29 protein-coding genes and 2 tRNA genes are annotated in these 26,019 nt (G+C 56.4%); 12 read left to right on the top strand and 19 right to left on the bottom strand.

Going from position 1 to position 26,019, the window contains the following annotated elements:
• Nucleotides 1–264 precede the first annotated feature (264 nt).
• The 8 genes from HMPREF1144_RS08990 to HMPREF1144_RS08955 all read left to right on the top strand — a co-directional run bounded on the left by HMPREF1144_RS08990 (nucleotide 265) and on the right by HMPREF1144_RS08955 (nucleotide 5,506).
• Nucleotides 265–341: transfer RNA gene (locus HMPREF1144_RS08990), tRNA-Arg, on the top strand.
• A 192-nt stretch (nucleotides 342–533) separates the two neighbouring features.
• Nucleotides 534–610: transfer RNA gene (locus HMPREF1144_RS08985), tRNA-Arg, on the top strand.
• A 333-nt stretch (nucleotides 611–943) separates the two neighbouring features.
• Complete coding sequence (locus HMPREF1144_RS08980) at nucleotides 944–1,258, top strand: BON domain-containing protein (RefSeq protein ID WP_004853477.1); 315 nt, start codon at nucleotides 944–946, stop codon at nucleotides 1,256–1,258.
• Between the two features lie 127 nt (nucleotides 1,259–1,385).
• Entirely contained in the window at nucleotides 1,386–1,952 is a 567-nt protein-coding gene (gene yqaB / locus HMPREF1144_RS08975; protein WP_004853475.1) for a fructose-1-phosphate/6-phosphogluconate phosphatase, read from the top strand.
• The gene (locus HMPREF1144_RS08970; RefSeq protein ID WP_004853472.1) at nucleotides 1,949–2,377 is read left to right on the top strand and encodes a YqaA family protein; all 429 of its coding nucleotides are present in this window, start codon (nucleotides 1,949–1,951) and stop codon (nucleotides 2,375–2,377) included. Before yqaB ends, HMPREF1144_RS08970 begins: the two co-directional genes overlap by 4 nt.
• 66 nt (nucleotides 2,378–2,443) lie before the next feature.
• Nucleotides 2,444–4,000 carry a glutamate--cysteine ligase gene (gene gshA, locus HMPREF1144_RS08965; RefSeq protein WP_009652542.1) on the top strand — a complete coding sequence of 519 codons (1,557 nt, stop codon included), beginning with the start codon at nucleotides 2,444–2,446 and terminating at the stop codon, nucleotides 3,998–4,000.
• A gap of 165 nt (nucleotides 4,001–4,165) precedes the next feature.
• On the top strand, nucleotides 4,166–4,681 hold the full coding sequence (gene luxS, locus HMPREF1144_RS08960; protein WP_004104795.1) for an S-ribosylhomocysteine lyase: 516 nt from the start codon (nucleotides 4,166–4,168) through the stop codon (nucleotides 4,679–4,681).
• Between the two features lie 57 nt (nucleotides 4,682–4,738).
• A complete protein-coding gene (locus HMPREF1144_RS08955) occupies nucleotides 4,739–5,506 on the top strand; it encodes an AraC family transcriptional regulator (protein ID WP_004853468.1) in 768 nt (255 codons plus the stop codon).
• Here HMPREF1144_RS08955 and leuA read toward each other — a convergent pair.
• The 14 genes from leuA to HMPREF1144_RS08885 form a co-directional block, all read right to left on the bottom strand.
• On the bottom strand, nucleotides 5,485–7,161 hold the full coding sequence (gene leuA, locus HMPREF1144_RS08950; protein ID WP_009652537.1) for a 2-isopropylmalate synthase: 1,677 nt from the start codon (nucleotides 7,159–7,161) through the stop codon (nucleotides 5,485–5,487). The genes HMPREF1144_RS08955 and leuA overlap by 22 nt on opposite strands.
• Nucleotides 7,162–7,305: 144 nt before the next feature.
• Complete coding sequence (gene emrB / locus HMPREF1144_RS08945; RefSeq protein ID WP_042927333.1) at nucleotides 7,306–8,844, bottom strand: multidrug efflux MFS transporter permease subunit EmrB; 1,539 nt, start codon at nucleotides 8,842–8,844, stop codon at nucleotides 7,306–7,308.
• A gap of 15 nt (nucleotides 8,845–8,859) precedes the next feature.
• The gene (emrA, locus tag HMPREF1144_RS08940; protein ID WP_004853464.1) at nucleotides 8,860–10,032 is read right to left on the bottom strand and encodes a multidrug efflux MFS transporter periplasmic adaptor subunit EmrA; all 1,173 of its coding nucleotides are present in this window, start codon (nucleotides 10,030–10,032) and stop codon (nucleotides 8,860–8,862) included.
• A gap of 132 nt (nucleotides 10,033–10,164) precedes the next feature.
• Nucleotides 10,165–10,695, bottom strand: a complete 531-nt coding sequence (mprA, locus tag HMPREF1144_RS08935; protein ID WP_004104785.1) for a transcriptional repressor MprA — start codon at nucleotides 10,693–10,695, stop codon at nucleotides 10,165–10,167.
• 91 nt (nucleotides 10,696–10,786) lie between these two features.
• Complete coding sequence (gene ygaH / locus HMPREF1144_RS08930; RefSeq protein ID WP_009652550.1) at nucleotides 10,787–11,122, bottom strand: L-valine transporter subunit YgaH; 336 nt, start codon at nucleotides 11,120–11,122, stop codon at nucleotides 10,787–10,789.
• Entirely contained in the window at nucleotides 11,112–11,858 is a 747-nt protein-coding gene (locus HMPREF1144_RS08925; RefSeq protein WP_009652545.1) for an AzlC family ABC transporter permease, read from the bottom strand. Before HMPREF1144_RS08925 ends, ygaH begins: the two co-directional genes overlap by 11 nt.
• A 275-nt stretch (nucleotides 11,859–12,133) precedes the next feature.
• A complete protein-coding gene (gene proX / locus HMPREF1144_RS08920; RefSeq protein ID WP_004853458.1) occupies nucleotides 12,134–13,129 on the bottom strand; it encodes a glycine betaine/L-proline ABC transporter substrate-binding protein ProX in 996 nt (331 codons plus the stop codon).
• A gap of 62 nt (nucleotides 13,130–13,191) precedes the next feature.
• A complete protein-coding gene (proW, locus tag HMPREF1144_RS08915; protein ID WP_004853456.1) occupies nucleotides 13,192–14,256 on the bottom strand; it encodes a glycine betaine/L-proline ABC transporter permease ProW in 1,065 nt (354 codons plus the stop codon).
• On the bottom strand, nucleotides 14,249–15,451 hold the full coding sequence (gene proV / locus HMPREF1144_RS08910; protein ID WP_004853455.1) for a glycine betaine/L-proline ABC transporter ATP-binding protein ProV: 1,203 nt from the start codon (nucleotides 15,449–15,451) through the stop codon (nucleotides 14,249–14,251). The genes proW and proV overlap by 8 nt, the downstream gene beginning before the upstream one ends.
• Before the next feature lie 345 nt (nucleotides 15,452–15,796).
• Nucleotides 15,797–16,759 (bottom strand): class 1b ribonucleoside-diphosphate reductase subunit beta, encoded by a 963-nt coding sequence (gene nrdF / locus HMPREF1144_RS08905; RefSeq protein ID WP_009652553.1) that lies wholly within the window; start codon nucleotides 16,757–16,759, stop codon nucleotides 15,797–15,799.
• A 10-nt stretch (nucleotides 16,760–16,769) separates the two neighbouring features.
• On the bottom strand, nucleotides 16,770–18,914 hold the full coding sequence (nrdE, locus tag HMPREF1144_RS08900) for a class 1b ribonucleoside-diphosphate reductase subunit alpha (RefSeq protein WP_009652555.1): 2,145 nt from the start codon (nucleotides 18,912–18,914) through the stop codon (nucleotides 16,770–16,772).
• Entirely contained in the window at nucleotides 18,887–19,297 is a 411-nt protein-coding gene (gene nrdI / locus HMPREF1144_RS08895) for a class Ib ribonucleoside-diphosphate reductase assembly flavoprotein NrdI (RefSeq protein ID WP_004104769.1), read from the bottom strand. Before nrdI ends, nrdE begins: the two co-directional genes overlap by 28 nt.
• Nucleotides 19,294–19,539: a glutaredoxin-like protein NrdH gene (gene nrdH / locus HMPREF1144_RS08890; RefSeq protein ID WP_004853449.1), complete on the bottom strand. Its 246-nt coding sequence runs from the start codon at nucleotides 19,537–19,539 to the stop codon at nucleotides 19,294–19,296. Before nrdH ends, nrdI begins: the two co-directional genes overlap by 4 nt.
• Nucleotides 19,540–19,722: 183 nt before the next feature.
• Nucleotides 19,723–20,154, bottom strand: coding sequence for a carboxymuconolactone decarboxylase family protein (locus HMPREF1144_RS08885; RefSeq protein WP_004853446.1), 432 nt, complete (start codon nucleotides 20,152–20,154; stop codon nucleotides 19,723–19,725).
• 87 nt (nucleotides 20,155–20,241) lie between these two features.
• Here HMPREF1144_RS08885 and HMPREF1144_RS08880 point away from each other — a divergent pair, with 87 nt between their 5' ends.
• The gene (locus HMPREF1144_RS08880) at nucleotides 20,242–21,600 is read left to right on the top strand and encodes a PLP-dependent aminotransferase family protein (protein ID WP_004853445.1); all 1,359 of its coding nucleotides are present in this window, start codon (nucleotides 20,242–20,244) and stop codon (nucleotides 21,598–21,600) included.
• Nucleotides 21,601–21,663: 63 nt separating this feature from the next.
• Here the strand turns inward: HMPREF1144_RS08880 and HMPREF1144_RS08875 are convergent, their stop codons facing one another.
• Nucleotides 21,664–21,990 carry a DUF883 family protein gene (locus tag HMPREF1144_RS08875; RefSeq protein WP_004123945.1) on the bottom strand — a complete coding sequence of 109 codons (327 nt, stop codon included), beginning with the start codon at nucleotides 21,988–21,990 and terminating at the stop codon, nucleotides 21,664–21,666.
• Nucleotides 21,991–22,139: 149 nt separating this feature from the next.
• Between HMPREF1144_RS08875 and HMPREF1144_RS08870 the strand changes: the two genes are divergently transcribed.
• Nucleotides 22,140–22,490 carry a DUF2002 family protein gene (locus HMPREF1144_RS08870; protein WP_004123942.1) on the top strand — a complete coding sequence of 117 codons (351 nt, stop codon included), beginning with the start codon at nucleotides 22,140–22,142 and terminating at the stop codon, nucleotides 22,488–22,490.
• Nucleotides 22,491–22,531: 41 nt separating this feature from the next.
• Here HMPREF1144_RS08870 and alaE read toward each other — a convergent pair whose 3' ends face one another.
• Nucleotides 22,532–22,981: an L-alanine exporter AlaE gene (gene alaE / locus HMPREF1144_RS08865; protein WP_004853442.1), complete on the bottom strand. Its 450-nt coding sequence runs from the start codon at nucleotides 22,979–22,981 to the stop codon at nucleotides 22,532–22,534.
• A gap of 705 nt (nucleotides 22,982–23,686) precedes the next feature.
• On the opposite strand from alaE, the gene stpA reads away from it, so the two are divergent.
• On the top strand, nucleotides 23,687–24,088 hold the full coding sequence (stpA, locus tag HMPREF1144_RS08855; RefSeq protein ID WP_004853439.1) for a DNA-binding protein StpA: 402 nt from the start codon (nucleotides 23,687–23,689) through the stop codon (nucleotides 24,086–24,088).
• Nucleotides 24,089–24,134: 46 nt separating this feature from the next.
• Here the strand turns inward: stpA and HMPREF1144_RS08850 are convergent, their stop codons facing one another.
• From HMPREF1144_RS08850 to HMPREF1144_RS08840, 3 genes are all read right to left on the bottom strand, one after another.
• Nucleotides 24,135–24,314, bottom strand: a complete 180-nt coding sequence (locus HMPREF1144_RS08850; protein WP_004853438.1) for a hypothetical protein — start codon at nucleotides 24,312–24,314, stop codon at nucleotides 24,135–24,137.
• A 91-nt stretch (nucleotides 24,315–24,405) separates the two neighbouring features.
• Entirely contained in the window at nucleotides 24,406–24,927 is a 522-nt protein-coding gene (locus tag HMPREF1144_RS08845; protein WP_009652543.1) for a rhodanese family protein, read from the bottom strand.
• Nucleotides 24,928–24,936: 9 nt separating this feature from the next.
• Nucleotides 24,937–25,236, bottom strand: coding sequence for an ArsR/SmtB family transcription factor (locus tag HMPREF1144_RS08840; protein ID WP_004853434.1), 300 nt, complete (start codon nucleotides 25,234–25,236; stop codon nucleotides 24,937–24,939).
• Nucleotides 25,237–25,418: 182 nt separating this feature from the next.
• Here HMPREF1144_RS08840 and HMPREF1144_RS08835 point away from each other — a divergent pair, with 182 nt between their 5' ends.
• On the top strand, nucleotides 25,419–26,015 hold the full coding sequence (locus HMPREF1144_RS08835; RefSeq protein ID WP_042927329.1) for a phosphatase PAP2 family protein: 597 nt from the start codon (nucleotides 25,419–25,421) through the stop codon (nucleotides 26,013–26,015).
• Nucleotides 26,016–26,019: the final 4 nt, after the last annotated feature.

Below are 26,019 nucleotides of genomic sequence, written 5' to 3'. Positions count from 1 at the left end.
TAGCTCAGCTGGATAGAGTACTCGGCTACGAACCGAGCGGTCGGAGGTTCGAATCCTCCCGGATGCACCATATTCTCCATACCTTCAGCAACGAAGGTGTGGATGAGGTGGCGGTATTAGCCGCAAGCACCAGGGAGGATAACGTTGCTTTAGCAACGGCCCGAAGGGCGAGCCGCAAGGCGAGTCATCCTCCCGGATGCACCATCTTACTTGATACAGCTTTAGCAGCAGTATCAAAATCTGCAGTAAAGTAAGTTTCCCGATGCATCCGTAGCTCAGCTGGATAGAGTACTCGGCTACGAACCGAGCGGTCGGAGGTTCGAATCCTCCCGGATGCACCATCTTCTCCGAGATAGCAGCCACGCTGTTGTTTCACGGTCTGCGAGACAATCGCCAGCGCCAGGGAGGATAACGTTGCTTCAGCAACGGCCCGAAGGGCGAACCGAGTGAGTCATCCTCCTGGATGCACCATCTCTTACTTGATACGGCTTTAGCAGCGGTATCAATATCGGCAGTAAAGCAAGTTTCCCGATGCATCCGTAGCTCAGCTGGATAGAGTACTCGGCTACGAACCGAGCGGTCGGAGGTTCGAATCCTCCCGGATGCACCATATTCTCCGAGATAGCAGTTATGCTGTTGTTTCACGGTCTGCGAGATAATCGCCAGCGCCAGGGAGGATAACGTTGCTTCAGCAACGGCCCGAAGGGCGAACCCAGTGAGTCATCCTCCCGGATGCAGCATCTTCTCCAGGATAGCAGCCACGCTGTTGTTTCACGGTCTGCGAGATAATCGCCAGCCACTCTCCTTGCCTCAAAACCCCTTAAGCGCAATCATTCACCTTATTCTTCAGCACTTTTTTCATTGGCAACTCACTCTTTCCACTATAATTTATTCCTGTATATCGATCTGATTTTGGGTGAGATAAGTGCAAGGAGAGAAATCCATGAAATGGTTCAAAGCAATATCTGCGTTTTGCGCGACGCTTCTGGTCGCCGTATCGCTGGCGGGCTGCGCAGGTTCGTCCACAAAGGAAAGTACTGGTGGGTACATTGACGATACCGTCGTGACCACCAAAGTCAAAACCGCGCTCTTCAATGATAAAGAGATTAAGTCTTCGGAAATTAGCGTCCAGACCTTTAAAGGTCGTGTGCAGCTAAGCGGTTTTGTCTCATCCGCCGAAAGCGCTAAACGTGCGGTAGAAGTGACGCGAAAAGTGCAGGGCGTTCGCGTGGTGGAGAACGATTTAAGAATTAAATAAACGCATCAGATTGCATCTGTATCGACAAGGGCGCCTTCGAGCGCTCTTGTCGCATCTGCCGCTGGCAGCGACAAACCTGACCTTTTGCGTTACAGTAAGACCTCCTTAACCGGTTGGTGAGAAGACGATGTACGAACGTTACGCAGGACTGATTTTTGATATGGATGGCACGATCCTCGATACCGAGCCGACGCATCGTAAGGCATGGAACGAGGTTCTCGGACGTTACGGTATGCGTTTTGATATGCAGGCTATGGTCGCCCTTAACGGCTCTCCAACCTGGCGGATTGCTCAGGCCATTATCGAATTAAACCAGGCTGATTTAGATCCTCACTTTCTGGCGCGGGAAAAAACGGACGCGGTGAAAGCGATGCTGCTTGATAGCGTCCGTCCTCTGCCGCTGATTGAAGTGGTTAAAGAGTGGCACGGTCGTCGTCCGATGTCAGTCGGTACCGGCAGCGAGAGCGCCGTTGCTGAAGCGCTGCTGGCCCATCTGGGCCTGCGTCACTACTTCTCGGCGGTGGTTGCCGCCGATCATGTCGCCAACCATAAACCCGCGCCTGATACTTTCTTACTCTGCGCTGAACGCATGGGCGTTGCGGCGGAGAAATGCGTGGTCTTTGAAGATGCGGACTTCGGTCTGCAGGCGGCAAAGCGCGCCGGAATGGATGCCGTGGATGTGCGATTGCTGTGAGCGACTCGCTGTCGCTGATATCGCTGTTTGCCAGCAGCTTTTTGAGTGCCACCCTGCTTCCAGGCAACTCGGAAGTGGTGTTGATTGCCATGCTGCTGGCGGGAGCTAGCCAGCCCTGGTTACTGGTTTTAATAGCAATAATCGGTAATAGCCTTGGAGGGGTAACTAACGTTATTCTGGGGCGCCTGTTTCCGCTGCGCAAAACATCGCGCTGGCAGGAGAAGGCGTCCGGCTGGCTGAGGCGCTACGGCGCGGCCGCGCTATTATTAAGCTGGGCGCCTGTTATAGGCGATTTGCTGTGTTTACTGGCGGGATGGATGCGCATTTCCTGGGGACCAGTGCTCTTTTTTTTATGCCTTGGCAAAGCATTACGCTATATCGTCATTGCGGCGATAACGCTTCAGGGCATGACGTGGTGGCACTAATTGGACTGACTGTTCAACCATTACAATTATGCTAATTCAAACGATTTCGACAGGCGGGAGGTCAAATTGATCCCGGACGTATCACAGGCGCTGGCCTGGCTGGAAAAAAATCCGCAGGCGCTGCAGGGTATTCAACGTGGTCTTGAACGCGAAACGCTGCGCGTCAACGCTGACGGCACGCTGGCCACTACCGGTCATCCGCAGGCACTGGGTTCAGCGCTGACTCATAAATGGATTACCACCGATTTTGCTGAAGCTTTGCTGGAATTTATTACGCCGGTTGATGGCGATATCCAGCATATGCTCACCTTTATGCGCGATGTTCATCGCTATACCGCACGTCATATTGGCGACGAGCGCATGTGGCCGCTGAGCATGCCTTGCTATATCGCGCCCGGCCAGGATATTGAACTGGCGCAGTACGGTACCTCTAATATCGGCCGCCTGAAAACGCTGTATCGCGAAGGGCTGAAAAATCGCTACGGCGCGCTCATGCAAACCATCTCCGGCGTGCACTATAACTTCTCGCTGCCGATGGCTTTCTGGCAGGCTAAGTGCGGCGTTGAGGATGCTGAGAGCGGTAAAGAGGCGATTTCAGCGGGCTATTTCCGCTCCATTCGCAACTACTACCGTTTTGGTTGGGTGATTCCATACCTGTTCGGCGCCTCTCCGGCGATCTGCTCGTCGTTCCTGCAGGGCAAACCGACGACGCTGCCGTTTGAGAAAGCCGGCAACGGCATGTACTACCTGCCTTATGCGACCTCGTTGCGTCTGAGCGATCTGGGCTATACCAATAAATCGCAGAGCAATCTCGGAATTACGTTTAACGATCTCTACGAGTATGTGGCAGGATTGAAGCGGGCGATTAAAACGCCTTCCGAAGAGTATGAAAATATTGGGCTGGAGAAAGAAGGTAAGCGTCTGCAAATCAACAGCAACGTGCTGCAGATCGAAAACGAGCTGTACGCGCCGATTCGCCCGAAACGCGTGACCCGCAGCGGTGAAACGCCTTCCGACGCGCTGCTGCGCGGCGGTATTGAGTACATTGAAGTTCGTTCCCTGGATATCAATCCGTTCTCACCGATTGGCGTTGATGAGCAGCAGGTGCGTTTCCTCGATCTGTTTATGGTCTGGTGCGTGCTGGCCGATGCGCCGGAGATGAGCAGCGACGAGCTGCTGTGCACGCGCACCAACTGGAATCGGGTGATTCTGGAAGGCCGTAAGCCGGGCCTGACGCTGGGTATTGGCTGCGAAACCGCGCAGTTTCCGCTGGCTCAGGTCGGCAAAGATCTGTTCCGCGATTTACGCCGCGTGGCGCAAACGCTGGATAGTATCCACGGATGCCAGGCCTATCAGCAGGCCTGCGATGAGCTGGTCGCCTGCTTCGATAACCCGGAATTAACCTTCTCGGCGCGCATTCTGCGTTCTATGCTTGAAGAGGGGATTGGCGGTACCGGCAGAGAGCTGGCCGATCGCTATCGGACGATGCTGCGCGAAGAGCCGCTGGAAATTTTAAGCGAAGCAGATTTTGTTGCTGAGCGTGAGGCGTCGGTACAGCGTCAGAAGAAGGTGGAGGCGGCGGATAGCGAGCCGTTTGAAGCACTGCTGGCAAGGCACGCGTAGCTTTACGGGCCGTAAAAAAGAAAACGGCCACATCACTGTGGCCAAACTTTCATCTCTGATTCAGGGATGATGATGATAATAAATGCGCGTCTTTCATATATTCAGACTCGCTGCCTCAAAAAGAGTTCATTTTATTTTTAAAAAAATCACTATCGGAGGTGAAGAATGCCGTTGTTAGATAGTTTCACAGTCGACCATACCCGAATGGAAGCGCCTGCGGTGCGTGTCGCGAAGAAAATGAACACGCCTCACGGCGATGAAATCACCGTTTTCGATCTGCGATTCTGCGTGCCAAACCAGGAAGTGATGCCGGAAAGAGGCATTCATACCCTTGAGCACTTGTTTGCCGGCTTCATGCGCGATCACCTGAACGGTAATGGTGTGGAAATTATCGACATCTCTCCGATGGGCTGCCGCACCGGGTTCTATATGAGCCTGATCGGTACGCCGGACGAGCAGCGCGTCGCGGATGCCTGGAAAGCGGCGATGGCCGACGTGCTGAAGGTGAAAGATCAGAACCAGATCCCGGAGCTGAACGTTTACCAGTGCGGAACCTACACCATGCACTCGCTGGAAGAAGCTCAGGAAATCGCCCGCCATATCATCGAGCGCGATGTCCGCGTCAACAGCAACGATGAGCTGGCGCTGCCGAAAGAAAAACTGCAAGAACTGCACATCTAGTGCTTCTGCCACGGCCCGGCGAACTCCGTCGGGCCGCTATTCCCTGACGCCGCGGCGATGTCGACAACTTTAACCTTCAATTTTCAACACCGTTCGCTGGTGCCTTTTGCCCATGATTACGCCCATGGCGATAGCGAACCCTGGCATCAGCACGATTGCGCCCAGCTGCTGCATATTCTCAGCGGCGTGGTGCGGGTGGAAACCGCGCATGGCTACTGGGTCGTGCCGCCGGGGCGAGGCGTCTGGCTGCCCGCCGGTACCCCGCATACCCTACGGGTTACCGGTGCTGCGGCCGCGCGAACCCTGTTTATCGATCCTCTCGCGCGCGCCGATCTCCCCTCATCCTGCCAGATAGTCCAGGTGACTCCGCTGCTGCGTGAACTGATTGTCGCGTCGCTGACGCTGGCGGAATCCTACGCGCCGGGCAGCCGCGATGAACGCATCTACGAACTGATCCTTGATGAAATTCGCGGTATGGCGGTGCTGCCGTTTGGCCTGCCGGAGCCGCAAAGCGAAGCGCTGCGCCGTTTATGCCAGAAGGTAAGAGAAGCGCCCGGCGAACTCTGGAGCAGCGCCGAGGCGGCAAAGGAGAGCAGCATGAGCGAGCGCACGCTGAATCGTCATTTTCAGCAGCAGACCTCGCTCACCTGGAGCGAGTGGGTGCGCCGGGCGAAGCTGATGGAAGCGCTGGTTCGCCTGGCGCAGGGGCAGTCGGTACTGCGGGTGGCGCTGGATCTCGGCTACGGTAGCCACAGCGCTTTTAGCGCCATGTTTCGCCGGGTAATAGGCGTAGCCCCCAGCGACTACTTCCGTTCGCCGGAGTAATGGCCTGCGCTCACCGCATTGCACAGCGCCTGCAGCGAGGCGCGCGCCACGTCGCTATCAATTCCTACCCCCCAGCGGCTGTCGCCATTCGGGAAGACGCAGCGAATATAGGCCACTGAACGGCTGTCGCTACGTTCGCCGAGGGTGTGCTCATGATAATCCTTAATCACGAAGTTTTGCTTTAACAGGCCGCTCAGCCCGCTGGCGGCGGCGGACAGCAGGCCGTTGCCGCGGCTCTGCAGTCGTCGCGTTTCACCGGCGATGCTCAGGGTCGCCTGCAGAGAAAGCTGGCCGTCCTGCTGGCTATCGCTTTGGTAATCCAGCAGCGCAAGCGGCGGCTGGGGCAGAAGTCCGTAGCGGGCGCGAAACAGCTGCCACAGCGCGTTCTGGGTCATCTCTTTGCCATGCGTATCGGTTTCGTGCTGAACGTGCAGGCTAAAATCCTGCTGCAGCGCGCGCGGCAGCTTCAGGCCATGATTCTGTTCAATCAGCCACGCGCTGCCGCTTTTGCCGGACTGGCTGTTGACGCGGATCACCGCCTCGTAGCTGCAGCCGATATCCTGCGGGTCGATGGGCAGATAGGGCATTTCCCAGCGATCGCCGGGCCGGAGGGCATCGAATCCTTTTTTGATAGCATCCTGATGCGAGCCGGAAAAGGCGGTATAGGCGAGGCTTCCCGCCCACGGGTGGCGCGGATGAACCGGGATCTGGTTGCAGCTTTCGACAATTTCGACCACCCGGTTCATCTCAGAGAAGCTGAGCCGGGGATCGACGCCCTGGCTGTAGAGATTCATTGCCAGCGTCACCAGGCAGACGTTTCCGGTGCGTTCGCCGTTGCCGAACAGGCAGCCTTCGACGCGGTCGGCGCCGGCCATCACCGCCAGCTCCGCGCTGGCGACGCCGGTTCCCCGGTCATTATGCGGATGGACGCTGATGCACACATCGGCGCGGCGCGAGAAGTGACGACAAAAATACTCAATTTGATCGGCATAAACGTTCGGCGTGCTCACTTCTACCGTTGCGGGCAGATTGATAATCATCGGCCGTTCGGCGCAGGGCTGCCAGATTTCCGCCACCGCTTCGCAAATCTCCAGCGCGAATTCCGGCTCGGTGAAGCAGAAGGTTTCCGGGGAATACTCGTATTGCCAGCGGGTCTGCGGCTGCTGTTCGCACTGCTGGCGGATAAGCCGGGTGGCGCGGGTCGCCAGCTCGACCACCTGCGCTTTGTTCATTCCAAAAACCAGCTCGCGGAACAGCGGAGCGGTGGCGTTATAGAGGTGAACGGTGGCGCGGTGGGCGTCGCGCAGCGATTCGAAGGTCCTGAGGATTAAATCTTCCCGCGCCTGGGTCAGCACCTGAATCGTCACATCCTGCGGGATACGCCGTTCTTCAATCAGTTGACGCACAAAGTTGAAATCGGTTTGCGAAGCCGAAGGAAACGCCACCTCGATCTCTTTAAATCCGCACTCCAGCAGCAAGTCCCAAAACTGCAGCTTGCGCGCGCTGTCCATCGGCTCGGCCAGCGCCTGGTTGCCGTCGCGCAGGTCGGTGGAGAGCCAGCGGGGGGCGCGGGTTATTTTTTGCTCCGGCCAGCGGCGGTCGGGCAGGGCAATCGGCGGATAGGGACGGTATTTTTCACCGGGTTGAGTCAGCATGATTTTCTCCTTCTTAGCGGATCTTCATCGTGCATGACAAGGCGAAAAGTCATCTCCAGCGAACTGGACATCAACTAGCGTAAACCGGACAACCTGCGTTTTGGGCAATAAAAAAGGGATCCGCAGATCCCTTCAGGTCAAACCTTAGTGCGCGCCGCCGCCGCCGCCGCCGGCGCTAAATGGCGGCCTGGCAAACCACACCAGCCCGAGCAGTAGGATAAATATCGCCGCCGAGAACCAGAAAATTTCGTTGGCGGAGATAATCAGCCCCTGGTTGGTTATCTGCTGCGCTATCCAGCCGGACGCCTGCTGTTGCGTCATCCCTAATCCCTGCAGCTGATCGTACATCTGCTGGGCGTTGGGATTATACGGCGTCACCGACTCGGTAAGCTGAGCATGGTGCAGCGCCTCGCGGTTCGTCCACATGGTGGTGGTAATCGAGGTGCCGATGGAGCCCGCAAGGGTACGCGTGAAGTTCGACAGGCTCGACGCCGCCGCCAGCCGTTCCGGCGGCAGGCCGGAGAGCGTGATGGTCGTCAGCGGCATAAAGAAGCAGGCCACCGCGAAGCCCTGGATAAACTGCGGCCACGCCGAGGCGCCGAAGTCCATACCCGGTTCGAAGGTCCATGCGCGCCAGTAGAAACAGACCGCGTACATGATAAAGCTGAAGGTGACCAGCCGACGCATATCCAGCTTATGCGCAAAGCGGCCGATAATCGGCGACAGGATAACCGGGATCACCCCGACCGGCGCCGAAGCCAGACCGGCCCAGGTGGCGGTATAGCCGTATACCTCCTGCAGTAGCTGCGGCAACAGCACGATAGCGCCGAAGTAGAGCATATAGGCGAGGCTGATACACAGGCAGCCGATGGTGAAGTTTCGCGACTTAAAGAGCGACAGGTCGACTATCGGGTTGTCGTCGGTTAGCTCCCAGACGATCAGGAAGCTTATCGCCACCACCGCGACAATGGTCAGGATGATTATCTCCTTTGAGGCGAACCAGTCCAGCTCTTTACCCCGGTCGAGCATCACCTGCAGGCTGCCGATACCAATGATCAGCAGCGCCAGGCCGACGCTGTCAATCCGCCGCTGCTCGGTGCGGGTTTCGCGGTTGCGCAGGGTCTGTAGCGTCATGACCACCACGGCGATGCCAATCGGCACGTTGATAAAGAAGATCCAGCCCCAGTGGTAGTTGTCGCTAATATAGCCGCCGAGGATAGGGCCGCAAATCGGCGCGACGATCACCGTCATTGACCACAGCGCCAGGGCGATAGAGCGCTTGGCGGGCGGGTAGTTGCTGAGCAGCAGACTTTGCGACAGCGGGATCAGCGGACCGGCGACGATCCCCTGAATCACGCGGAAGAAAATCAGCATTGTCAGGCTGTTTGACATGCCGCAGGCCCAGGAGGCGATGGCGAACGCCACCGTCGACCAGAGGAACAGCTTCACTTCGCCAACGCGCTTTGCCAGCCAGCCGGTAATCGGAATGGAGATAGCGTTCGCCACCCCAAACGAGGTGATAACCCAGGTCCCCTGGCTCAACGATGAGCCAAGGTTACCGGCGATGGTGGGGATGGCCACGTTGGCGATGGTGGAGTCCAGCACCTGCATAAAGGTCGCGAGCGACAGCGCAATGGTCATAATGACCAGCTGCGCGCCTTCCAGCGGTTTTTGCTGTTGCATTACGCTCACCCCGAATTATCCGGCGTTGGCCTGGATGATGTCGTTTATCAGCTTATTGACCGGCTCAAGGCCGATTTCGCGGGCATTACTTTCGTAAACCGGCGAGCTGCGCACCTGGCTTGCCAGCATCTCGCCGCCGCGGTCGGTGGTGTTCACCTCAACCAGGGTAGAAAGGCCGATGCGCAGCGGGTGCTCTGCCAGCTGTTTTTCATCGAGCTCGATACGTACCGGCAGGCGCTGAACCACTTTGATCCAGTTGCCGGTGGCGTTCTGCGCGGGCAGCAGCGAGAAGGCGCTACCGGTACCCATATCGAGGCCGACCACTTTACCGGTGTATTTCACATCGTCGCCGTAAATATCGCTGATCACGGTGGCCGGCTGACCGATGCGCATATGCGCCAGCTGCGTTTCTTTAAAGTTGGCGTCAATCCACAGATTGGTCGCCGGAACGACGGCCATCAGCGGCGTGGTGCTGCTGATTTGCGCGCCGGGCTGTACGGAGCGACGCGATACGTAGCCGCTAATCGGGCTGACGATTTTCGTCCGCTGCAGGGCCAGCCAGGCGTTACGCACTTCAGTGGCCGCCTGCAGCACCGCAGGCTGCTGTTCCAGCTTCGTGCCCAGAACGATCGCCTGATTGGCGTTGTATTGCTGAATCGCCACGTCCAGTTCGGCCTGCGCGCTGGCAACCGTGTCGCGCGCGTGCTGCAGCTCTTCGCGGCCAATCAGGTTGGCGGCCCCCAGCGGAATACGGCGGTTAAGGTCGGTCTGCGCCTGGGAAAGCGCGGTTTTTTTCACGTCGATGCTGGCCTGCAGCTGCTTGCTGTTGATCATCTGCTGGCGCGTTTGACGCACGCTGGCGGCCAGCTGGGTTTGCGCTTTTTCAAACGCCTGCTGGGCATCGGTCTGGTCGAGGGTGACCAGCGGATCGCCTTTTTGCACGTAGTCGGTGTTGTCGGCCCAGACTTTCGTCACGCTGCCGGACACCTGCGCCATAATTTGTACCTGATTCCCTGCCACGTACGCGTCGTCGGTCTCTTCGAAGTGACGCAGTACCAAAAACCAATAAATCCCGTATGCCACGGCAACAATAATAAAGAGCAAGGTCAGCAGCAGGAGGGCGCCTTTACGTTTCCCTTTTTTGCTGCCCGGTTGCTGCGGGGTTTGGCTCTCCGCATTTGCGCTCATGTTATTCTCCACGATCTTATTATTTCACATCGGCTGAGCCGACCTGTTTATCAGAAAGGCCAGCAGAAGATCTGCTGGCCTGTCCGTTTTCCTTGTCAATCCAGAAAAATTGTTGAGCGGTTGGTTCCGCGCTTAGCGCAGAGACTCCGCAAGCACGCCATCCTCTTCCATTTGGTCAAGGCGACCAAGCAGCTTACGGGTGATGTGCTCGAGCTGATCTTTTTCGCTGGTGCTTAAAGAAGACCAGAGTTGATGCAGGCAGTTGTGCTGCGGGGGTAACACTTCGCGCAGGAACTGATGCCCCTTTTCGGTAAGCTGTAAATGCAGGCAGCGACGATCGTTATCGCTTTCGCGGCGCTCAATCCAGCCGCGTTTTTCCAGCTCGTCGGCAATGCGCGTGGCGTTGGTACGCGAAGAGCCCAGCGCGCAGCTCAGCTCGGAAGGCTGAATGCTGTGGTTTTCCTGAGACTCGAGCGTGATCAGCGCCATAAACAATGTCTCGTTAATCCCTTGCGCTTTCAGCATCTTGTTGCGATTTTCCAGCAGTTTTCCCTGCATATGCATGCAAAGACGGGTAAGCAGAATCTCCTGAAAAGGAAAGTCTTCGTGACGGCTGGCGCGGAACTTGAGCATTTGCTCAATGGGAGTAAACGAACTATCCATTTTGGTTATGACCTCATTAATTACAGTCGATATAATAACTATTGTGACAAATAAATCAAATGAATTATTGACAGAAATTGATACTTTAAGCTTATAGCCATGTGCCGATTTTCCAGACAACACCGTAGGTTAGGGCGCTTAATAGTGTAGGCAAAATAATGCTGCGCGTTTTCCAGAAAGCCAGGCCCAGCACGGCGAAGCCAGCCAGCGTGGGCAGCAGGCGGCGGGCATCGTGGAGAATTTCCGGTACGCTGGAGACCACCAGCAGCGCGCAAATAGAGGCGATGCCGATGGTGTCCAGCAGCACGCTGACCGGCCCGCGACGCGTCGGACGCGCGTTCCCGGCGCGCAGACGCAGCGGCAGATAGCGGAACAGATAATTTACGCAGCCGACCACGACGCCGATAATTAAAACATCACTGTTCATCGGGCATCCCCTCAATGCTGGCCTGCACCAGCGCTGTCAGACAGCCGCAGACGATCCCGGCAAGGATGGCGGCGGGAATGGAAAACAGGTTGATCCCCCCCAGCGCCCCTGCCAGCGCGGCGGTTACGCTAAGCGACTGCTTGCGCTGGAAAGAAGCCAGCAAAAAGCTCATAAACAGCGCGGGAAGCATAAAGCCCAGCGCCGCTTCCACCGCCGGAAAGCCGGTCAGCAGGCCGCTGCCCGAATAAGCGCCGATCAGCGTACCGAAGACCCATGACGCCCAGGACATCAAAGCGATACCGATCATCCAGTTTTCGCTCCAGCGTCGATTGTCGCGTACCAGTTTAGCGGTGGCGGCGGCAAAGACCTCATCGGTCAGGCCGAATGCCCACATCGCGGTTTTTTTCTTGCTCAGCGCGCGCTGGATGCGGCTGCGCAGGGAAGGGCCGTAGAGAACGTGGCGAACGTCCATCGCCATGACGGTGAGCGCGGCGACCCACAGCGAGCTTCCCGCCGCCAGCATCGCGGTGATGACGAACTGGCTGGCGCCCGCGTAAATAATGCAGGAGAAAAACAGGCTTTCCAGCGGAGTGAAGCCGAGCTTAGTGGCGTTGAGGCCGAAGGCAAAGGCCACGGGAATATAGCTGATGACGATCGGCAGGCTGTCTTTCAGGCCTTCAGCCAGCGTGGCCGCGTTAGCGGGAGGAGAGTGCGTCAATGCGTCAGGATCTTCCATAGGAATTGCTTATTAATAACTCACGTGAAAATCACATGATTAAACAGGTGGATTTACCTTAGCAGAGAGCGGTGTGGCTTAACAGTAACGAAAACGTTGATGGCTAAAGTTATGCAGTTTATTTGCATATCAATCCATCATTTAGAACAGGAGATGTCGTGTTGTGCAGGATGCCGTTTTCCCCGGGGGCGGCGCAAAGCGCCTTGCCCGGGCTACGGGTTGTGCAGCCCGGGCAGATGCGTAGCATCGCCTCCGGGAATTGGTTATTTGGGAGATTATTTCTGCGCGGCCAGCGCTTCGTTCACCCAGCCGTCAAACTGCTGCTGGTGGGCTTTGATCCAGCCGTCGACGTGGCTCTGGATATCTGCTTCTGAACCATGTCCCTCGTGCATCATGGCATTCTCGGCGTTGATGTCGGCAATCGGCAGCTTCATGATGCTAAACAGCTTCGCCGCCGCCGGGTTTTTCTCGGCCCAGGCCTTATTGGCGACGATATGCATGGTGCTGACCGGGAAGCCGTAGTTGGCGCCATTAGAGAGCTTAGTGTCGATATTTTTTTGCACACCCGGCAGGGAGGAGAATGGCACCTGCAGCCAGACGACGTCTTTACCCGGCTTCAGCACATCGCTGACCCAGTAAGGCGTCCAGGTGTAGTAGATGACCGGCTTGCCCTCTTTATAACGGGCAATGGTGTCGGCCATCATGGCGGCATAGTTACCCTGATTGTGGGTGACGGTATTATTCAGGCCATAGGCATCAAGCTGATGGTTGATCACCGCTTCACAACCCCAGCCCGGGGTACAGCCGGTCAGGTCGGCTTTGCCGTCGCCGTTGGTGTCAAACAGTTTGGCGATTTTCGGGTCTTTTAACTGATCGATAGATTTAATGTGGTACTGCTCGGCCGTTTTCTTATCAATCAGATAGCCCTGCGCTGCGCCGTTCACAAACACGCCTTCGCGGTAGAACTTTTTATCCCCGCCGGCGGCAGCGTACATATCGTCGTGCAGGGGCTGCCAGTTGACGGCGGTAAAAGTGGCGTCGCCGGAGGCGAGCGAAGTATAGCCAACGTTGTAATCCACTTCGCTGGGCTTATCGACGGTATAACCGAGTTTCTCCAGCGCGCGGCTGACCAGCAGGGTCTGGAAGGTCTCTTCCGAAATGGTGCTCTGAATCGGCTTAACGGTAATGCCTTTGCCAGGCAGATCCGCCGCGAAGGCGGTGGTGGAAATGAGGGCGGTTAACGCTGTGGCAAGGATCGCTGTATGTCGCATCGTTGTTCCTTTTACTTATCAGAAGGGAAGTCTATCCCCCCGGCTGCCGGGGGGATGGGCTCTTATTTACAGAAAGGGCGAGTTATCAGCCCCAGTGGGCCGGTTGCATACCAGCGGCGGTTGCCGCGGCTGCGCGAGTCCCGTCCTACGGCCTGAGTCAGACGGTCAAGAATAATGGCGAGGATAACAATCCCGACGCCGCCAACGGTGGCCAGGCCCATATCAAGGCGACCGATGCCGCGCAGTACCATCTGGCCGAGACCGCCAACGGCAATCATTGAGGCGATGACCACCATCGACAGGGCCAGCATCAGCGTCTGGTTGACCCCGGCCATAATCGTCGGCATGGCCAGCGGTAGCTGAACCTTAAACAACAGCTGACGCGGGCTGGCGCCGAAGGAGCGCGACGCTTCAATCAGATCAGCCGGTACCTGGTTAATCCCCAGAATGGTCAGACGAACAATCGGCGGCAGGGCGAAGATAATGGTGACCACCACGCCCGGAACGTTGCCGATACCGAACAGCATCACAATGGGCACCAGGTAGACAAACGCCGGCGTGGTCTGCATCGCGTCGAGCAGCGGACGGATAATTTTCGCCGCCCGCGGGCTCCGCGCCAGCCATATCCCAAGCGGCAGGCCGATCAGCATACAAAACAGCAGCGCGGTCAGCACCAGCGCCAGGGTCACCATCGCCTGCGACCAGGCGCCGATAGCGCCGATAGCGATCAGCGAAATCAGCGTCGCCGCGCCCATGCCGACGCTGGAAATCTGCCAGGCAATCAGCGAGAAAATAATAATCGCCACCGGCGCCGGCATACCCAGCAGCAGCTGCTGGAAGGCGCTCAGGATGTAATCCACCGGTACGCGTATCCCCTGGAATACCGGACGAAAATGCATCACCACCCAGTCGATACCGTGCGTGACCCAGCTGTCGAGCGGGATCAGCGTTTTATGGAACGGGTCCATAATATTGAAGTGTTCCGGCTGCGGCGCGGGCGCGCTGCTCAGCCAGTCGGCACCGCCGCCATCGGTCGGCGCCGGCGTAGAGGTGCCCCAGGCATCGGCGGATTGCGCTGCGCTATCCGCCGCCGGTGCGGTGTCCCACGGGTTAGATTGATCAGCCATTGTTTGCCCCCTCGCGATCTAAAGCCTGCAGCAGCATCCGTTTGGAAATGATGCCGATGTACTGGTGCCCCTCGTCGACAACCGGCACCGCGCACGGTGCATGGCCGACGTGAGAGAGCAGCTCGCTGAGCGGCGTTTGCGCATCCACCGCCTGCGGTGAGTCGATTAACGCCGCATCAATTCCCTGACCTTCGCTTAGCGCGGCTTTCAGGGAATCAATGGAGACAATGCCAACAAACTTATTCCCGCGTTCAATGACGTAGCCATATTCGCGGTCTTCATCCTGCAGCAATTTCAGCGCGGAACGCGGGCCAAAGCCGGGCGTTTTGCGAATCAGCCCCACCGGGCTACGGCGGGCAATATCTTTGGCGCTGAACACCTGGCTAATATCGACGCCGCGGAAGAAGGTTCGGACATAATCATTGGCCGGATTATTGAGTATTTCATCCGGCGTGCCGACCTGAACCACTTCACCATTTTGCATAATGGCAATCCGATCGCCAATACGCATGGCTTCATCAAGATCGTGGGAAATAAATACCACGGTACGCTGATGTCGGGCCTGTAATTTAGTTAACTCATCCTGCATTTCGGTACGAATTAATGGGTCGAGCGCGGAGAAGGCTTCATCCATTAACAGAATATCGGGGTTAATCGCCAGCGCGCGGGCGAGACCAACGCGCTGGCGCATGCCGCCGGAGAGTTCGTCCGGGTATGCATGAGCATAGTTTTCCAGGCCGACCTGACGCAGCGCCTCCAGCGCTTTCTCCTGGCGTTCCTGAGTCGGCACGCCTGCCAGCTCCATGCCGAAAGCGGCGTTGTCGAGCACGGTCATATGCGGCATAAGCGCAAAGGATTGAAAAACCATCGCAATCTTTTTTCTGCGCACCTCGCGGAGCTCGGCGTCAGAGATTTTAGCGATATCGATGCCGTCGATCAGGACCTGGCCGCGGGTGGGTTCAATCAGGCGATTGAGAAGGCGAACCATGGTGGATTTCCCCGACCCGGAGAGCCCCATGATGACGAATATCTCGCCTTCTTCAATGGTCAGACTGGCGTTCTTTACGCCAAGCGATAGCCCCGTCTTTTCCAGTATTTGTTCTTTCGATAGTCCTTTATCGATATATTTGAAAGCCCGCTGCGGGTGCTCGCCAAATATCTTATAGAGATTCTTGATTTCTAATTTAATTGCCATGCAATAGAGTGTTTCCTGTTATTTATTAATATCGATACGGTACCCGGTGGTGATAATTGCTTTTTTACACCCTAACATACTGAGAATCTGTGACAACCCTTTATGTGGCGTTGCCAGGGAAATGCGCAAGGGAGAATTCCGGTGCATCCCCCGTGATATAAGGGCTGAGCGCGAATGACTTGTGGCCGATATTTTTTAGTTATGTTGCGTTAATTCAGGCGAAAATCGCGGGCATGCTGTTGAATATGACACGGTGATGACCGAAAGATATTGAGTGAGGCGAAAACAAATAATGTGAAATAAATCACCAGGAAATATGCTGATATATTCCTGGTGAAAGTAAGGCTAAAAGTCCCAATCGCCGTCGACGGTTTCTTCCGCTTTTCCCATCACATACGATGAACCTGAACCGGAAAAGAAGTCGTGGTTTTCGTCGGCATTCGGCGAAAGCGCGGCGAGGATCGCCGGATTGACGGCGGCCATTTCCGCCGGGAACAGCGCGTCGTAGCCGAGGTTCATCAGCGCCTTGTTGGCGTTGTAGCAGAGAAAGGCGTTGACCTCCTCAATCCAGCCGCTATCAGCGTACAGTTCGCGGGTATAGGCCAGTTCGTTGTCATACAGATCCATCAGCAGGTCGAGGGCGAAGTTTTTCATCTCTTCGCGCTTCTCGGCGCTGGCTATTTCCAGCCCTTTCTGGAATTTGTAGCCAATGTAATAACCGTGTACCGCTTCATCGCGGATAATCAGGCGAATCAGATCGGCGGTGTTGGTCATCTTCCCCCGGCTGGAGAAGTACATCGGCAGCCAGAAGCCGGAGTAGAAGAGGAACGATTCGAGAAAGACGCTGGCGATTTTTTTCTTCAGCGGTTCATCTGCCTGATAGTACTCCAGCATCAGCTGCGCTTTGCGCTGCAGCGGCGCGTTTTGTTCGCTCCAGGCATAGGCGGCATCGACGTCTTTGGTCTGGCAGAGCGTCGAGAAAATGGAGCTGTAGGAGCGGGCGTGCACCGCCTCCATAAAGCTGACGTTCGACAGCACCGCTTCCTCATGCGGGGTGAGGGCGTCGGCCATCAGCGCTGGGGCGCCAACGGTATTCTGGATGGTATCGAGCAGCGTCAGGCCGGTGAAGACGCGAATCGTTAGCTGCTGTTCCGCCGGGGTGAGCGTTTGCCAGGCGGGGATATCGTTAGACAGCGGCACCTTCTCCGGCAGCCAGAAGTTGCTGGTCAGCCGATTCCAGACCTCCAGATCCTTATCATCTTCAATTTTGTTCCAGTTGATGGCGCTGATGCGCGATAAATGGGTCATCCTGTTCTCCTTACAGCGCGCAGGACACGCAGCCTTCGATTTCGGTACCTTCCAGCGCCAGCTGGCGCAGACGGATGTAATAGAGCGTTTTGATGCCTTTCTTCCACGCGTAGATTTGCGCTTTATTGATATCGCGCGTGGTGGCGGTATCGGGGAAGAACAGGGTCAGCGACAGCCCCTGATCGACATGGCGCGTCGCCTCGGCGTAGGTGTCGATGATCTTCTGCGGGCCGATTTCGTAAGCGTCCTGATACAGCGCCAGGTTGTCGTTGGTCATAAACGGCGCCGGATAGTAAACGCGTCCGGTTTTCCCCTCCTTGCGGATCTCTATCTTCGACACGATCGGATGGATGCTGGAGGTCGCGTGGTTGATGTACGAAATAGAGCCCGTCGGCGGCACCGCCTGCAGGTTGCGGTTATAAATGCCGTAGCGCATCACGTCATCGCGCAGCTGCCGCCACATATCGCGGTCGGGCAGGACAATACCGGCACGGGCAAACAGCGCGCGGACTTTCGCCGTTTTCGGCTGCCAGTTGCCTTCCAGATAGGGGCGGAAAAAGTCGCCGCTGGCGTACCGCGACTGCTCGAATCCGGCAAAACGCGTGCCTTTTTCCCGCGCTATCAGCATCGAGGTGCGCAGCGCGTGCCAGGTGATGGTATAGAAATAGAAATTGGTGAAATCCAGCCCCGCTTCGCTGCCGTAGGCAATACCTTCGCGCGCCAGATAGCCGTGCAGATTCATCTGCCCAAGGCCGATGGCGTGCGAAGCGGCATTGCCCGCCGCGACCGACGGTACCGAACGGATATCGCTCATTTCGGACACCGCGGTCAGACCGCGCACCGCGACCTCGACCGTGCGGGCGAAATCAGGAGAGTCCATGGTATGGGCGATATTCAGCGAACCGAGGTTACAGGAGATATCCTGGCCGATGCTGGCGTAATCCAGGTTTTCGTCAAAGGTAGAAGGCGCGTTAACCTGCAGGATCTCCGAGCACAGGTTGCTCATATTGATGCGCCCGGCAATCGGATTCGCGCGATTAACCGTGTCTTCAAACATGATGTACGGATAGCCGGATTCAAACTGAATTTCCGCCAGCCGCTGGAACAGATCGCGGGCGCGGATCCAGCGCTTGCAGACCCGCTCGTCGGCCACCAGTTGCGCATACATTTCGCTCACCGCGATATCGCCGAACGGTTTACCGTACAGGCGCTCGACGTCGTAGGGCGAGAACAGCGCCATCTGCGCATCTTCTTTCGCTAGCTGAAAGGTGATATCCGGAATCACCACCCCGAGTGAGAGCGTTTTAATGCGGATTTTTTCATCGGCGTTCTCGCGTTTGGTATCAAGGAAACGCAGGATATCGGGATGATGGGCGTGCAGATAGACCGCGCCGGCCCCCTGGCGCGCGCCAAGCTGGTTAGCGTAGGAGAAGGCGTCTTCCAGCATTTTCATTACCGGCACCACGCCGGAGGACTGATTCTCGATGCGCTTGATTGGCGCCCCGGCTTCGCGAAGATTGGAGAGCAGAAACGCCACGCCGCCGCCGCGCTTGGATAGCTGCAGCGCCGAGTTCACCGCCCGGCCAATGGATTCCATATTGTCTTCGATGCGCAGCAGAAAGCAGGAGACCAGTTCGCCGCGTTGCTGTTTACCGGCGTTGAGGAACGTCGGCGTGGCGGGCTGAAAGCGCCCGGAGAGGATCTCATCGGTTAGCTGCCGGGCCAGCGCCTCGTGACCCTGCGCCAGGACCAGGGCCACCATGCAGGTGCGGTCGGCAAAGCCTTCAAGGTAGCGCTTACCATCGAAGGTTTTCAGCGCGTAGCTGGTATAGAACTTCCATGCGCCGAGAAACGTCTGGAAGCGAAAACCGCCGTCCCGGGCATGGGCAAACAGCTCAAGAATAAACTGGCGATCGTAGCGTGCCAGCACCCTGGCATCGTAATAGCCTTCGGCGACCAGCCACGTCAGCTTGTCGTCCTGGCTGGCAAAGGGCACGGTATTTGGCTCAACGTGGTTGGCCATAAACGCCGCCACCGCCTGATGGTCTTTGTCAAACGGGATGCGGCCGTTGCTGTCGTAGAGATTCAGCATCGCGTTGAGGGCGTGGAAATCCGGCGCCTCGGTGGTTATACGTTCTGCGGTTGTCGTTGCCAAAATTCGCTTACTCCTTTACGCACGTTGTCGACATCTTGCGGGGTGCCCATCAGCTCAAAGCGATAGAGATACGGTACGCCGCATTTCTGCTTGATGACGTCGCCTGCCCGGCCGTAGGCCTCGCCAAAATTACGATTGCCCGCGGCGATGACGCCGCGAATGAGCTGGCGGTTATGCGGATCGTTGAGGAAACGGATCGCCTGCCGGGGGACCGCGCCCGCCGTGCCGCCGCCGCCATAGCTGGGGACGATAAGAATGTAGGGTTCGTCTACCTGGATGCGCTCGCGTTCGTTAAGCGGTATACGCACGGCGGGCAGCCCCAGACGCTGGACGAACCGGTGCGTATTTTCGGAACTGCTGGAGAAGTAGACGATCAGGCTCATACGCTGGCCGCTGACGCTGTCGGGCGCAGGCGATTGATCATATCGGGACGGAAGCCGGACCAGCGAGTCTCTCCGGCAATCACCACCGGCAGCTGACGGAAACCCTGCTCGCGCAGCATATCGACGGCTTCAGGGTGGTGGTCGATGTTGATCATGTCGAATTCAAACCCGCGGGTCTCCATGGCCCGTTTAGTGGCATGGCATTGCACGCAGTCGTTTTTAGTGTAAATAGTAATGCGCATGATTTGTATTTCCATTTAAGATAACAGTACGACGTAAAAATTGACGTCGCGTGCTATGGGTTATCGTTGAAGGAAATACTAGATGTAGTTATTTAAAAGTTCAACAACTCAATATATATGGTTTTTGTAAAGGTTAGCCCCCGCGGGAGGATCCGGCGGGGGGCGGGATTTCTTGCCGTGAAATTACAGGCGCATACTCACCGCCAGACGATTAAAGGCGTTCATCAGGCTGATGGCGAAGGTCAGATCGCTGATCTGGCGGGCGCTGAAATGGTCCAGCAGCGGCTGATAAACGGCGTCTTCCGCATGGCTTTCGGCGATATGGGTCACCGATTCCGCCCACGCCAGCGCCGCGCGTTCCGCATCGCTGAAATGGGCGCTCACCCGCCAGCCTGCCAGCGCGTCCAGCTTGTTTTGCGCGACGCCGGATTTACGCAGGGCTTTGCTGTGCATCTCCAGGCAGAAGGCGCAGCCGTTGATTTGCGATACCCGCAAATACACCAGCTCGATCAGCGCGCCATCCAGCTCGCTTTTTTCCAGCGCAATTTTGGCCTGAACCAGGGCGTTATAGACTTCCGGGCTAAGTTCATTGTACGGCTGACGCAGTGTGTTCATTTTACTCTCCTCATTAAGACGCGAGGAAAATAGCACTATAATGGACTGCATAAGATAGCCATATTGCGATGAAAAAAGCAGACCATGATGGACGGTAAAAAAATTCCGCACTACCAGCGCATTGCCCGACAGCTTAAGCAGGCGATTGAGCGCGGCGAGCTGGCTCCGGGCAGCAGGCTACCTGCAAGTCGGGTCTATGCTCAGGAGCTTGGCGTGTCGCGGGCGACGATTGAGAACGCGTGGGGAGATCTGGTGGCGCAGGGGTGGCTGGAGCGGCGCGGACAGGCGGGGACCTTTGTCAGCGATCGGCTGCTGCCGCAGCAAAACGCGCCCGTTCAGCCCATCACGGGCGATGAACCCGCGGCGCCGCTGCCGTTTCAGCTGGGGCTGCCCGCGCTGGATTTGTTTCCACGCGGCCTGTGGGCGCGCGTGATGGGGCGGCGTCTGCGTACGCAAACGCGTTTTGACCTCGCGCCAGGCGATCCCTGCGGTGAACCGACGCTTCGCCGGGCGATCGTTGATTATTTGCGTCTGTCGCGCAGCATTGAGTGTCGGCCTGAGCAGGTCTTGATCACCGGTAGCTACGCGGCCTCGATGCGCCTTATTTTGCGCACGCTGGCGCGGCCTGGCCAGCAAATGTGGATGGAAGATCCGGGGTTTCCGCTGATCCGGCCGGTAGTGAACGACGAGGGGGTGGCGATCAATCCCGTTCCGGTCGACGACGACGGGATGGATATTTCCTGGGCGCAGCGGCATTACCCGAGTGCCCATTTCGCGCTGCTGACCCCTGCTCATCAAAGCCCGCTCGGCGTGGCGCTATCGCTGGCCAGGCGCAGACAGCTCCTGCTATGGGCGGCGCAGAATAACGCGTGGATTATCGAAGATGATTACGATAGCGAATTCCGCTATCACGGTAAGCCGCTGCCGCCGCTGAAAAGCCTCGATGCCCCGCAGCGGGTCATCTATGCCGGGGCGTTCAGCAAGTCTTTGTTCCCGGCATTACGCGCCGCCTGGCTGGTAGTGCCTGAGCCGCTGGTGGCGCAGTTTCGTGAACAGGCCTTGCTGATGTGCTGTAGCGTACCGACGCTGTGGCAGCAGACGCTGGCGGATTTTATTCGCGAAGGCCACTTCTGGCGGCATCTGAAGAAAATGCGCGCCAGCTATGCCCAGCGCCGCCTGTGGCTTGAGTCGGCGCTGCGGGCGCAGGGATTCACCGTCGTGCCTCAGGCGGGCGGGATCCAGATGGTGGTCAGGGTTGCCGGAGACGATCGGCCTCTGGCGCAGCGCGCCAGACGGGCCGGTCTGGCCGTACAGGCGCTGAGCGACTGGCAGATGGAGACTCGGGGAGAAGGGGGGCTGATAATGAGCTTCACCAATCTGACGTCGGAAGAAATGGCGAACCAGGCTGTGCGTAAGCTTTATGCCGCGCTTTACCCGCAGAGATAACAAAAACCCCTGCAGTGCAGGGGTAGACGCGTATTTGTTATCTTCATGGGTCTGGCAGTTTTATTATCGACGTAAATTCAGCAATACGCCAATAAATACCCCAACGGCAGCTGCGGCGCCGACGCTTTGCCACGGTTTATCGCGCACATAGCTGTCAGCGCAGCCCATGGCGTCGCATGCCGCCTGCTGAACGCGGTTATTACCGTTAAGCCGCGCGCGGGTCTCTTTCAGCAGCGCCTGCGCTTTTTTACGCGCGGCCTCCGCTTCGTCCTTGGCGTCGCTGCCCCATGATTTCAGCACTTCTTCCAGCGTATCCGCTAATTGGCTGACATCATTATGGATATCTTCAGCGCTCTCTTCTACGTTGTTGCGGTTTGCTCGGTTGGCCATTGGTTTCTCCCTTTATTCCATTGAGTCTATAAGTGTAGGACAAGATTTTGAATTATGCTGTAAATAGCTCTTTATGGAATATTCCGAAAGCGTTGCCTTTAATGAATAAGGTAAGGTTAACGTGCGGTAAAAGATAATGAGGAATGAGTATGTATTTAAGACCCGATGAGGTGGCGCGTGTTCTTGAAAAAGCCGGCTTCACCATGGATGTTGTGACGCAAAAAGCGTACGGCTATCGCCGTGGCGATAATTATGTTTATGTGAACCGTGAAGCTCGTATGGGGCGTACCGCGTTAATTATTCATCCGGCTTTAAAAGAGCGCAGCACAACGCTTGCGGAGCCCGCGTCGGATATCAAAACCTGCGATCACTACGAACAGTTCCCGCTCTATTTAGCGGGCGATGCTCAGCAGCATTATGGTATTCCACACGGGTTCAGTTCGCGCATGGCGCTTGAGCGTTTTCTGAGTGGCCTGTTTGGCGAAACGCAGTATAGCTGACAAAAAGCGGCTGGCTTAACCAGTCGCTTTTTTGTATCAACTCAGGCTTTGGCCTGCTGATAGGGACTGACGCGAAACAGGCGGCGGCAGTAGTCGAGGAAATAGCCGTACGCTGCGCCCATCATCATCGATACCACGATGTTGGAACTTACCGCCGCGGCGATCTGATGCCAGTCGGCGCCGACAACCAGCAGAATCGCGACGTATACCGGCGACTGGAACGTCACATAGGCCACCACATCCGCAATATTCTTCATCCAGCCGGATGCGCTAATGCGGCGCGCCTGGCGCATCGCGAAATCGCGATAAAAGCCGTAAGGCACGGCAATAATAATGTTCACCGGAATCGCCACCAGTCTCGAAGATAACGACTGCTGGAAGGTCATTCCGGAGAGAAAAATTTCGATCATCATGTTCACAACGGTGCAGTACACCACCATCGCGAAGGTGTCTGCTACCGCATGACGCAAGCGGGACTGCGCAGAGAACATTGGTATGCTCCTCGAAAATGAAGTCGATAATGCCAAAAGATTCGCGGTTATTCAGCGTTTTTGGGTGTCTGTTTTAATGTGCGTAGATTATATCTCTGCATTAAAAGAGGCAACTAGCTATAAATTTTTATTTAAAGGCTTTTGGTCGATAAAATACTCTGCGTCAGGCTATTTTTTGTTCGTTACGCTACTTTTGTTCTCTTTGTTGATTTTTTTATTGTTTTTCAATTGGTTGTAAAATAAATGCGTCATATGGATGAGAGCCAATCCGGGTCGTGAGGGGGGATTTCGCGACAGAATCGCGTAGCGGTGTGAGTTGTGTCACTTTTGGCGTTTTTTACACGTATAAACGAGGAATGGCAGCATTATATGCTGATTTATCTGATGGGTGGGCATTCGGATTTTTTGCATGACTATTCTATAAACGCCCGTAGCGCCCTGCGAGGCGCAATCGTAAATATATGGATAACCTGCGGAGCATACAGGTAATAAGATAAAGACGTTACCTGGCGAATAGTATTATTTGCAAAAGAATTTATTCAGTGTTGATAATTTCGCTTTTATCGATTTGTTTGCCTTATTAATTGCTAAACATTTCTGGTGCTATATCAGGAATTAGTGAAAGGCTGGAAATACATTATCATATCAATTAAACTAGCGCCGTAATCTTTGTTTCATTTGCTATTTGGGAGTTTTTTGAATTATATGTCATTACTATTAGAGAAATTGAATAATATCCGTTCACTTCGCGCCATGTCCCGTGAATTCTCCATTGACGTGCTTGAAGATATGCTGGCAAAGCTAAGGACCGTCACTGAAGAAAAACGCGCTGAGGAGCAGGCGGCTCAGGCGCTGCGCGCAGAACACCAGGAAAAAATAAATACCTGGCTGGAATTAATGATGGCTGACGGCATTACCCCTGAACAATTAGTGGGCTACAACAGCACCTCTCCGAAAGGGAGTAAAAAGCGCCAGCCGCGTCCGGCTAAATATCGTTTTACCGACCATACCGGCGCCGAGAAAACCTGGACCGGGCAGGGACGTATGCCGAAGCCGCTGGCTAAAGCGGTGGCTGAGGGAAAATCCCTCGATAGCTTCCTGATCTAATATTGAAAACGGTGGGGAGCCCCACCGTTATCGTTAGCCGGCTTAATCAGCACACGCCAAAATCGCCGTCTTCTTTATAAGCCGTCACATCGTCGGCCTTCAGCGTATATTTCTCACCCTGCTCGTTGCTTGCCTGAACGGCAATAATGCGATCGTCCTGGACTTCAACGACTTTAAGTTTTGGCCCACCCGCGCGCGGTTGTACCAGGTCACCGACTGAAAACATACTGCTTCTCCTGTGTGCTGATGAATCTTTTCGCTGACATAACCATAGCTCAGCAAAAGCGTTACCAACAGCCTCTCAAAAGAGGTAGAGGCTAGCGACGGTTCCAGGGCATCAAAGCCAAAAGACGCGCCATACCGCAAAACCCGGTAATACCGGCAACGGTTAAGCCGGCGCCGACGAAGGCGCTAAGCAGAAAAAAGACGCTGCTGAAAGCGTAACCTAAAGCGACGCCAAGTAAAATCAGGGCGCCGGCGGCGATCTGTACCTGACGCATAAGCGGCAGCGGCTGTGATTTATCCTCTTTCACCGGCAGACCGGCCGCTTTCCACGCCTGAATTCCGCCAGCCAGCAGCTTTACCTGCGCCGGTGCGGCGGCCTGCGCCAGACGGGCAGCGTTATTTTGGGTGCGCGATCCCGCCTGACAGTGAAAAATAATCGTCTCTTCGGGACTGGCGTGCAGCGCTGCGCCATTCGTCAGCGTCGCCAGCGGCACGAGTTCCGCTCCGGGAATATGCTCGCGGGCGTATTCATCGGCATCGCGAATATCGATTAGCCGGCCACCCCGGGCGACGAGCGCCTGGGCTTCGGCAGGCGAAAGAGTAGCAATAGGCATAAAGACTCCTTAAGGGCAATAGATTGACTTCAGCGCGGCGACGATTTGCTGAACCGCTGGCCGGGTAATGAAGTAATGAATGCGCTGCGCCTGACGTTTGCAGCCGATCAGGCCTTCATCACGCATTCGCGCCAGATGCTGGGAAGTTGCTGAGGGGCTCAGCCCGGTTATCCGCGCCAGTTCGCCGGCGCTGGTGCCCGGCGCATCGCATAGCATGCACAGAATCAATAGCCTGCTGGGATGGCTCATGGCTTTCAGCAGCGCGGCGGCTTCGCCGGCGCTGGCCTGTAGCTGTTCGGGTGTATTCATTTATTTTAGTCTTTTCTAAATTTAGTAAAGTCTAAAATAAAAAAGCGTATTACGCCAGCAATGGATGCCGCTGTGGCTAAGCAGCGTGGCCAAAACCAGGACGATTCTTGAGCGCCGGGTTAAGCGTAACTTAAGCCAGGGTGGCGATAATGACGGAAATATGACTGTCGCGAGCTACCGCCATGAACGTACTGGAAACCCTTAACCAAAGCGCCTTTTTAGCGCTGAACGCATCCCCCGGCACGCCGGAGGCGATCCTGGCATTGGCGCGTTTTTCAGCGAGCGGGATCATCTTTGTGGTTCCGGCCATTCTGCTCTGGCTGTGGTTTTCCGGCGGGCGGCAGGGTCATCGGCAGGCGCTGTTTTGTACCTTGAGTATTCTGATCGCGCTGGGATTGGGATCGATCTGCGGAATGCTGCTGTTTCATCCGCGGCCGTTTATGATCCCGCTCGGCCATACCTGGATAAATCATCCGGCGGATAACTCTTTCCCGAGCGACCACGGCACGGTGATGTTTAGCGCCGCGTTTGCACTGCTCTCGCTGCGCTCACGCGCCGCGGGGCTCTTTCTGCTGCTGGCGGCGCTGCCCGTGGCCTGGTCGCGGATCTTTCTTGGGGTTCACTTTCCGCTGGACATGGTGGGGGCGGCGTTGGTTTCAGCCTGCGGCGTCTGCGTCGCGAAGCTTATCTGGTCGGGCATTGGGCACCGCTTAACCTCCCTGTGTGAAGCGATAAGCAGACGCCTGTTCGCCTGGCTACCGCCGCGCTTCACGCCCTGAGCGA

This window comes from Klebsiella sp. OBRC7 (assembly GCF_000293135.1).
Taxonomy (GTDB): Bacteria; Pseudomonadota; Gammaproteobacteria; order Enterobacterales; family Enterobacteriaceae; genus Klebsiella; species Klebsiella michiganensis.
The sequence above is the reverse complement of the archived record's forward strand: the minus strand, read 5'-3'. Positions and strand labels throughout refer to the sequence as shown.

Excerpts from the sequence above, each read along its gene's own strand:
- HMPREF1144_RS08870 (WP_004123942.1), top strand. The coding sequence starts at position 22,140 with ATGTATTTAAGACCCGATGAGGTGGCGCGTGTTCTTGAAAAAGCCGGC.
- leuA (WP_009652537.1), bottom strand. The coding sequence starts at position 7,161 with ATGCTGACTCAACCCGGTGAAAAATACCGTCCCTATCCGCCGATTGCC.
- stpA (WP_004853439.1), top strand. The coding sequence starts at position 23,687 with ATGTCATTACTATTAGAGAAATTGAATAATATCCGTTCACTTCGCGCC.
- HMPREF1144_RS08885 (WP_004853446.1), bottom strand. The coding sequence starts at position 20,154 with ATGAACACACTGCGTCAGCCGTACAATGAACTTAGCCCGGAAGTCTAT.
- nrdH (WP_004853449.1), bottom strand. The coding sequence starts at position 19,539 with ATGCGCATTACTATTTACACTAAAAACGACTGCGTGCAATGCCATGCC.
- proW (WP_004853456.1), bottom strand. The coding sequence starts at position 14,256 with ATGGCTGATCAATCTAACCCGTGGGACACCGCACCGGCGGCGGATAGC.
- HMPREF1144_RS08925 (WP_009652545.1), bottom strand. The coding sequence starts at position 11,858 with ATGGAAGATCCTGACGCATTGACGCACTCTCCTCCCGCTAACGCGGCC.
- nrdF (WP_009652553.1), bottom strand. The coding sequence starts at position 16,759 with ATGACCCATTTATCGCGCATCAGCGCCATCAACTGGAACAAAATTGAA.
- proV (WP_004853455.1), bottom strand. The coding sequence starts at position 15,451 with ATGGCAATTAAATTAGAAATCAAGAATCTCTATAAGATATTTGGCGAG.
- emrA (WP_004853464.1), bottom strand. The coding sequence starts at position 10,032 with ATGAGCGCAAATGCGGAGAGCCAAACCCCGCAGCAACCGGGCAGCAAA.
- HMPREF1144_RS08955 (WP_004853468.1), top strand. The coding sequence starts at position 4,739 with ATGTCGACAACTTTAACCTTCAATTTTCAACACCGTTCGCTGGTGCCT.
- HMPREF1144_RS08850 (WP_004853438.1), bottom strand. The coding sequence starts at position 24,314 with ATGTTTTCAGTCGGTGACCTGGTACAACCGCGCGCGGGTGGGCCAAAA.
- mprA (WP_004104785.1), bottom strand. The coding sequence starts at position 10,695 with ATGGATAGTTCGTTTACTCCCATTGAGCAAATGCTCAAGTTCCGCGCC.
- HMPREF1144_RS08980 (WP_004853477.1), top strand. The coding sequence starts at position 944 with ATGAAATGGTTCAAAGCAATATCTGCGTTTTGCGCGACGCTTCTGGTC.
- luxS (WP_004104795.1), top strand. The coding sequence starts at position 4,166 with ATGCCGTTGTTAGATAGTTTCACAGTCGACCATACCCGAATGGAAGCG.
- HMPREF1144_RS08840 (WP_004853434.1), bottom strand. The coding sequence starts at position 25,236 with ATGAATACACCCGAACAGCTACAGGCCAGCGCCGGCGAAGCCGCCGCG.
- emrB (WP_042927333.1), bottom strand. The coding sequence starts at position 8,844 with ATGCAACAGCAAAAACCGCTGGAAGGCGCGCAGCTGGTCATTATGACC.
- nrdI (WP_004104769.1), bottom strand. The coding sequence starts at position 19,297 with ATGAGCCTGATCGTCTACTTCTCCAGCAGTTCCGAAAATACGCACCGG.
- HMPREF1144_RS08875 (WP_004123945.1), bottom strand. The coding sequence starts at position 21,990 with ATGGCCAACCGAGCAAACCGCAACAACGTAGAAGAGAGCGCTGAAGAT.
- HMPREF1144_RS08880 (WP_004853445.1), top strand. The coding sequence starts at position 20,242 with ATGGACGGTAAAAAAATTCCGCACTACCAGCGCATTGCCCGACAGCTT.
- HMPREF1144_RS08845 (WP_009652543.1), bottom strand. The coding sequence starts at position 24,927 with ATGCCTATTGCTACTCTTTCGCCTGCCGAAGCCCAGGCGCTCGTCGCC.
- alaE (WP_004853442.1), bottom strand. The coding sequence starts at position 22,981 with ATGTTCTCTGCGCAGTCCCGCTTGCGTCATGCGGTAGCAGACACCTTC.
- HMPREF1144_RS08835 (WP_042927329.1), top strand. The coding sequence starts at position 25,419 with ATGAACGTACTGGAAACCCTTAACCAAAGCGCCTTTTTAGCGCTGAAC.
- proX (WP_004853458.1), bottom strand. The coding sequence starts at position 13,129 with ATGCGACATACAGCGATCCTTGCCACAGCGTTAACCGCCCTCATTTCC.
- yqaB (WP_004853475.1), top strand. The coding sequence starts at position 1,386 with ATGTACGAACGTTACGCAGGACTGATTTTTGATATGGATGGCACGATC.
- ygaH (WP_009652550.1), bottom strand. The coding sequence starts at position 11,122 with ATGAACAGTGATGTTTTAATTATCGGCGTCGTGGTCGGCTGCGTAAAT.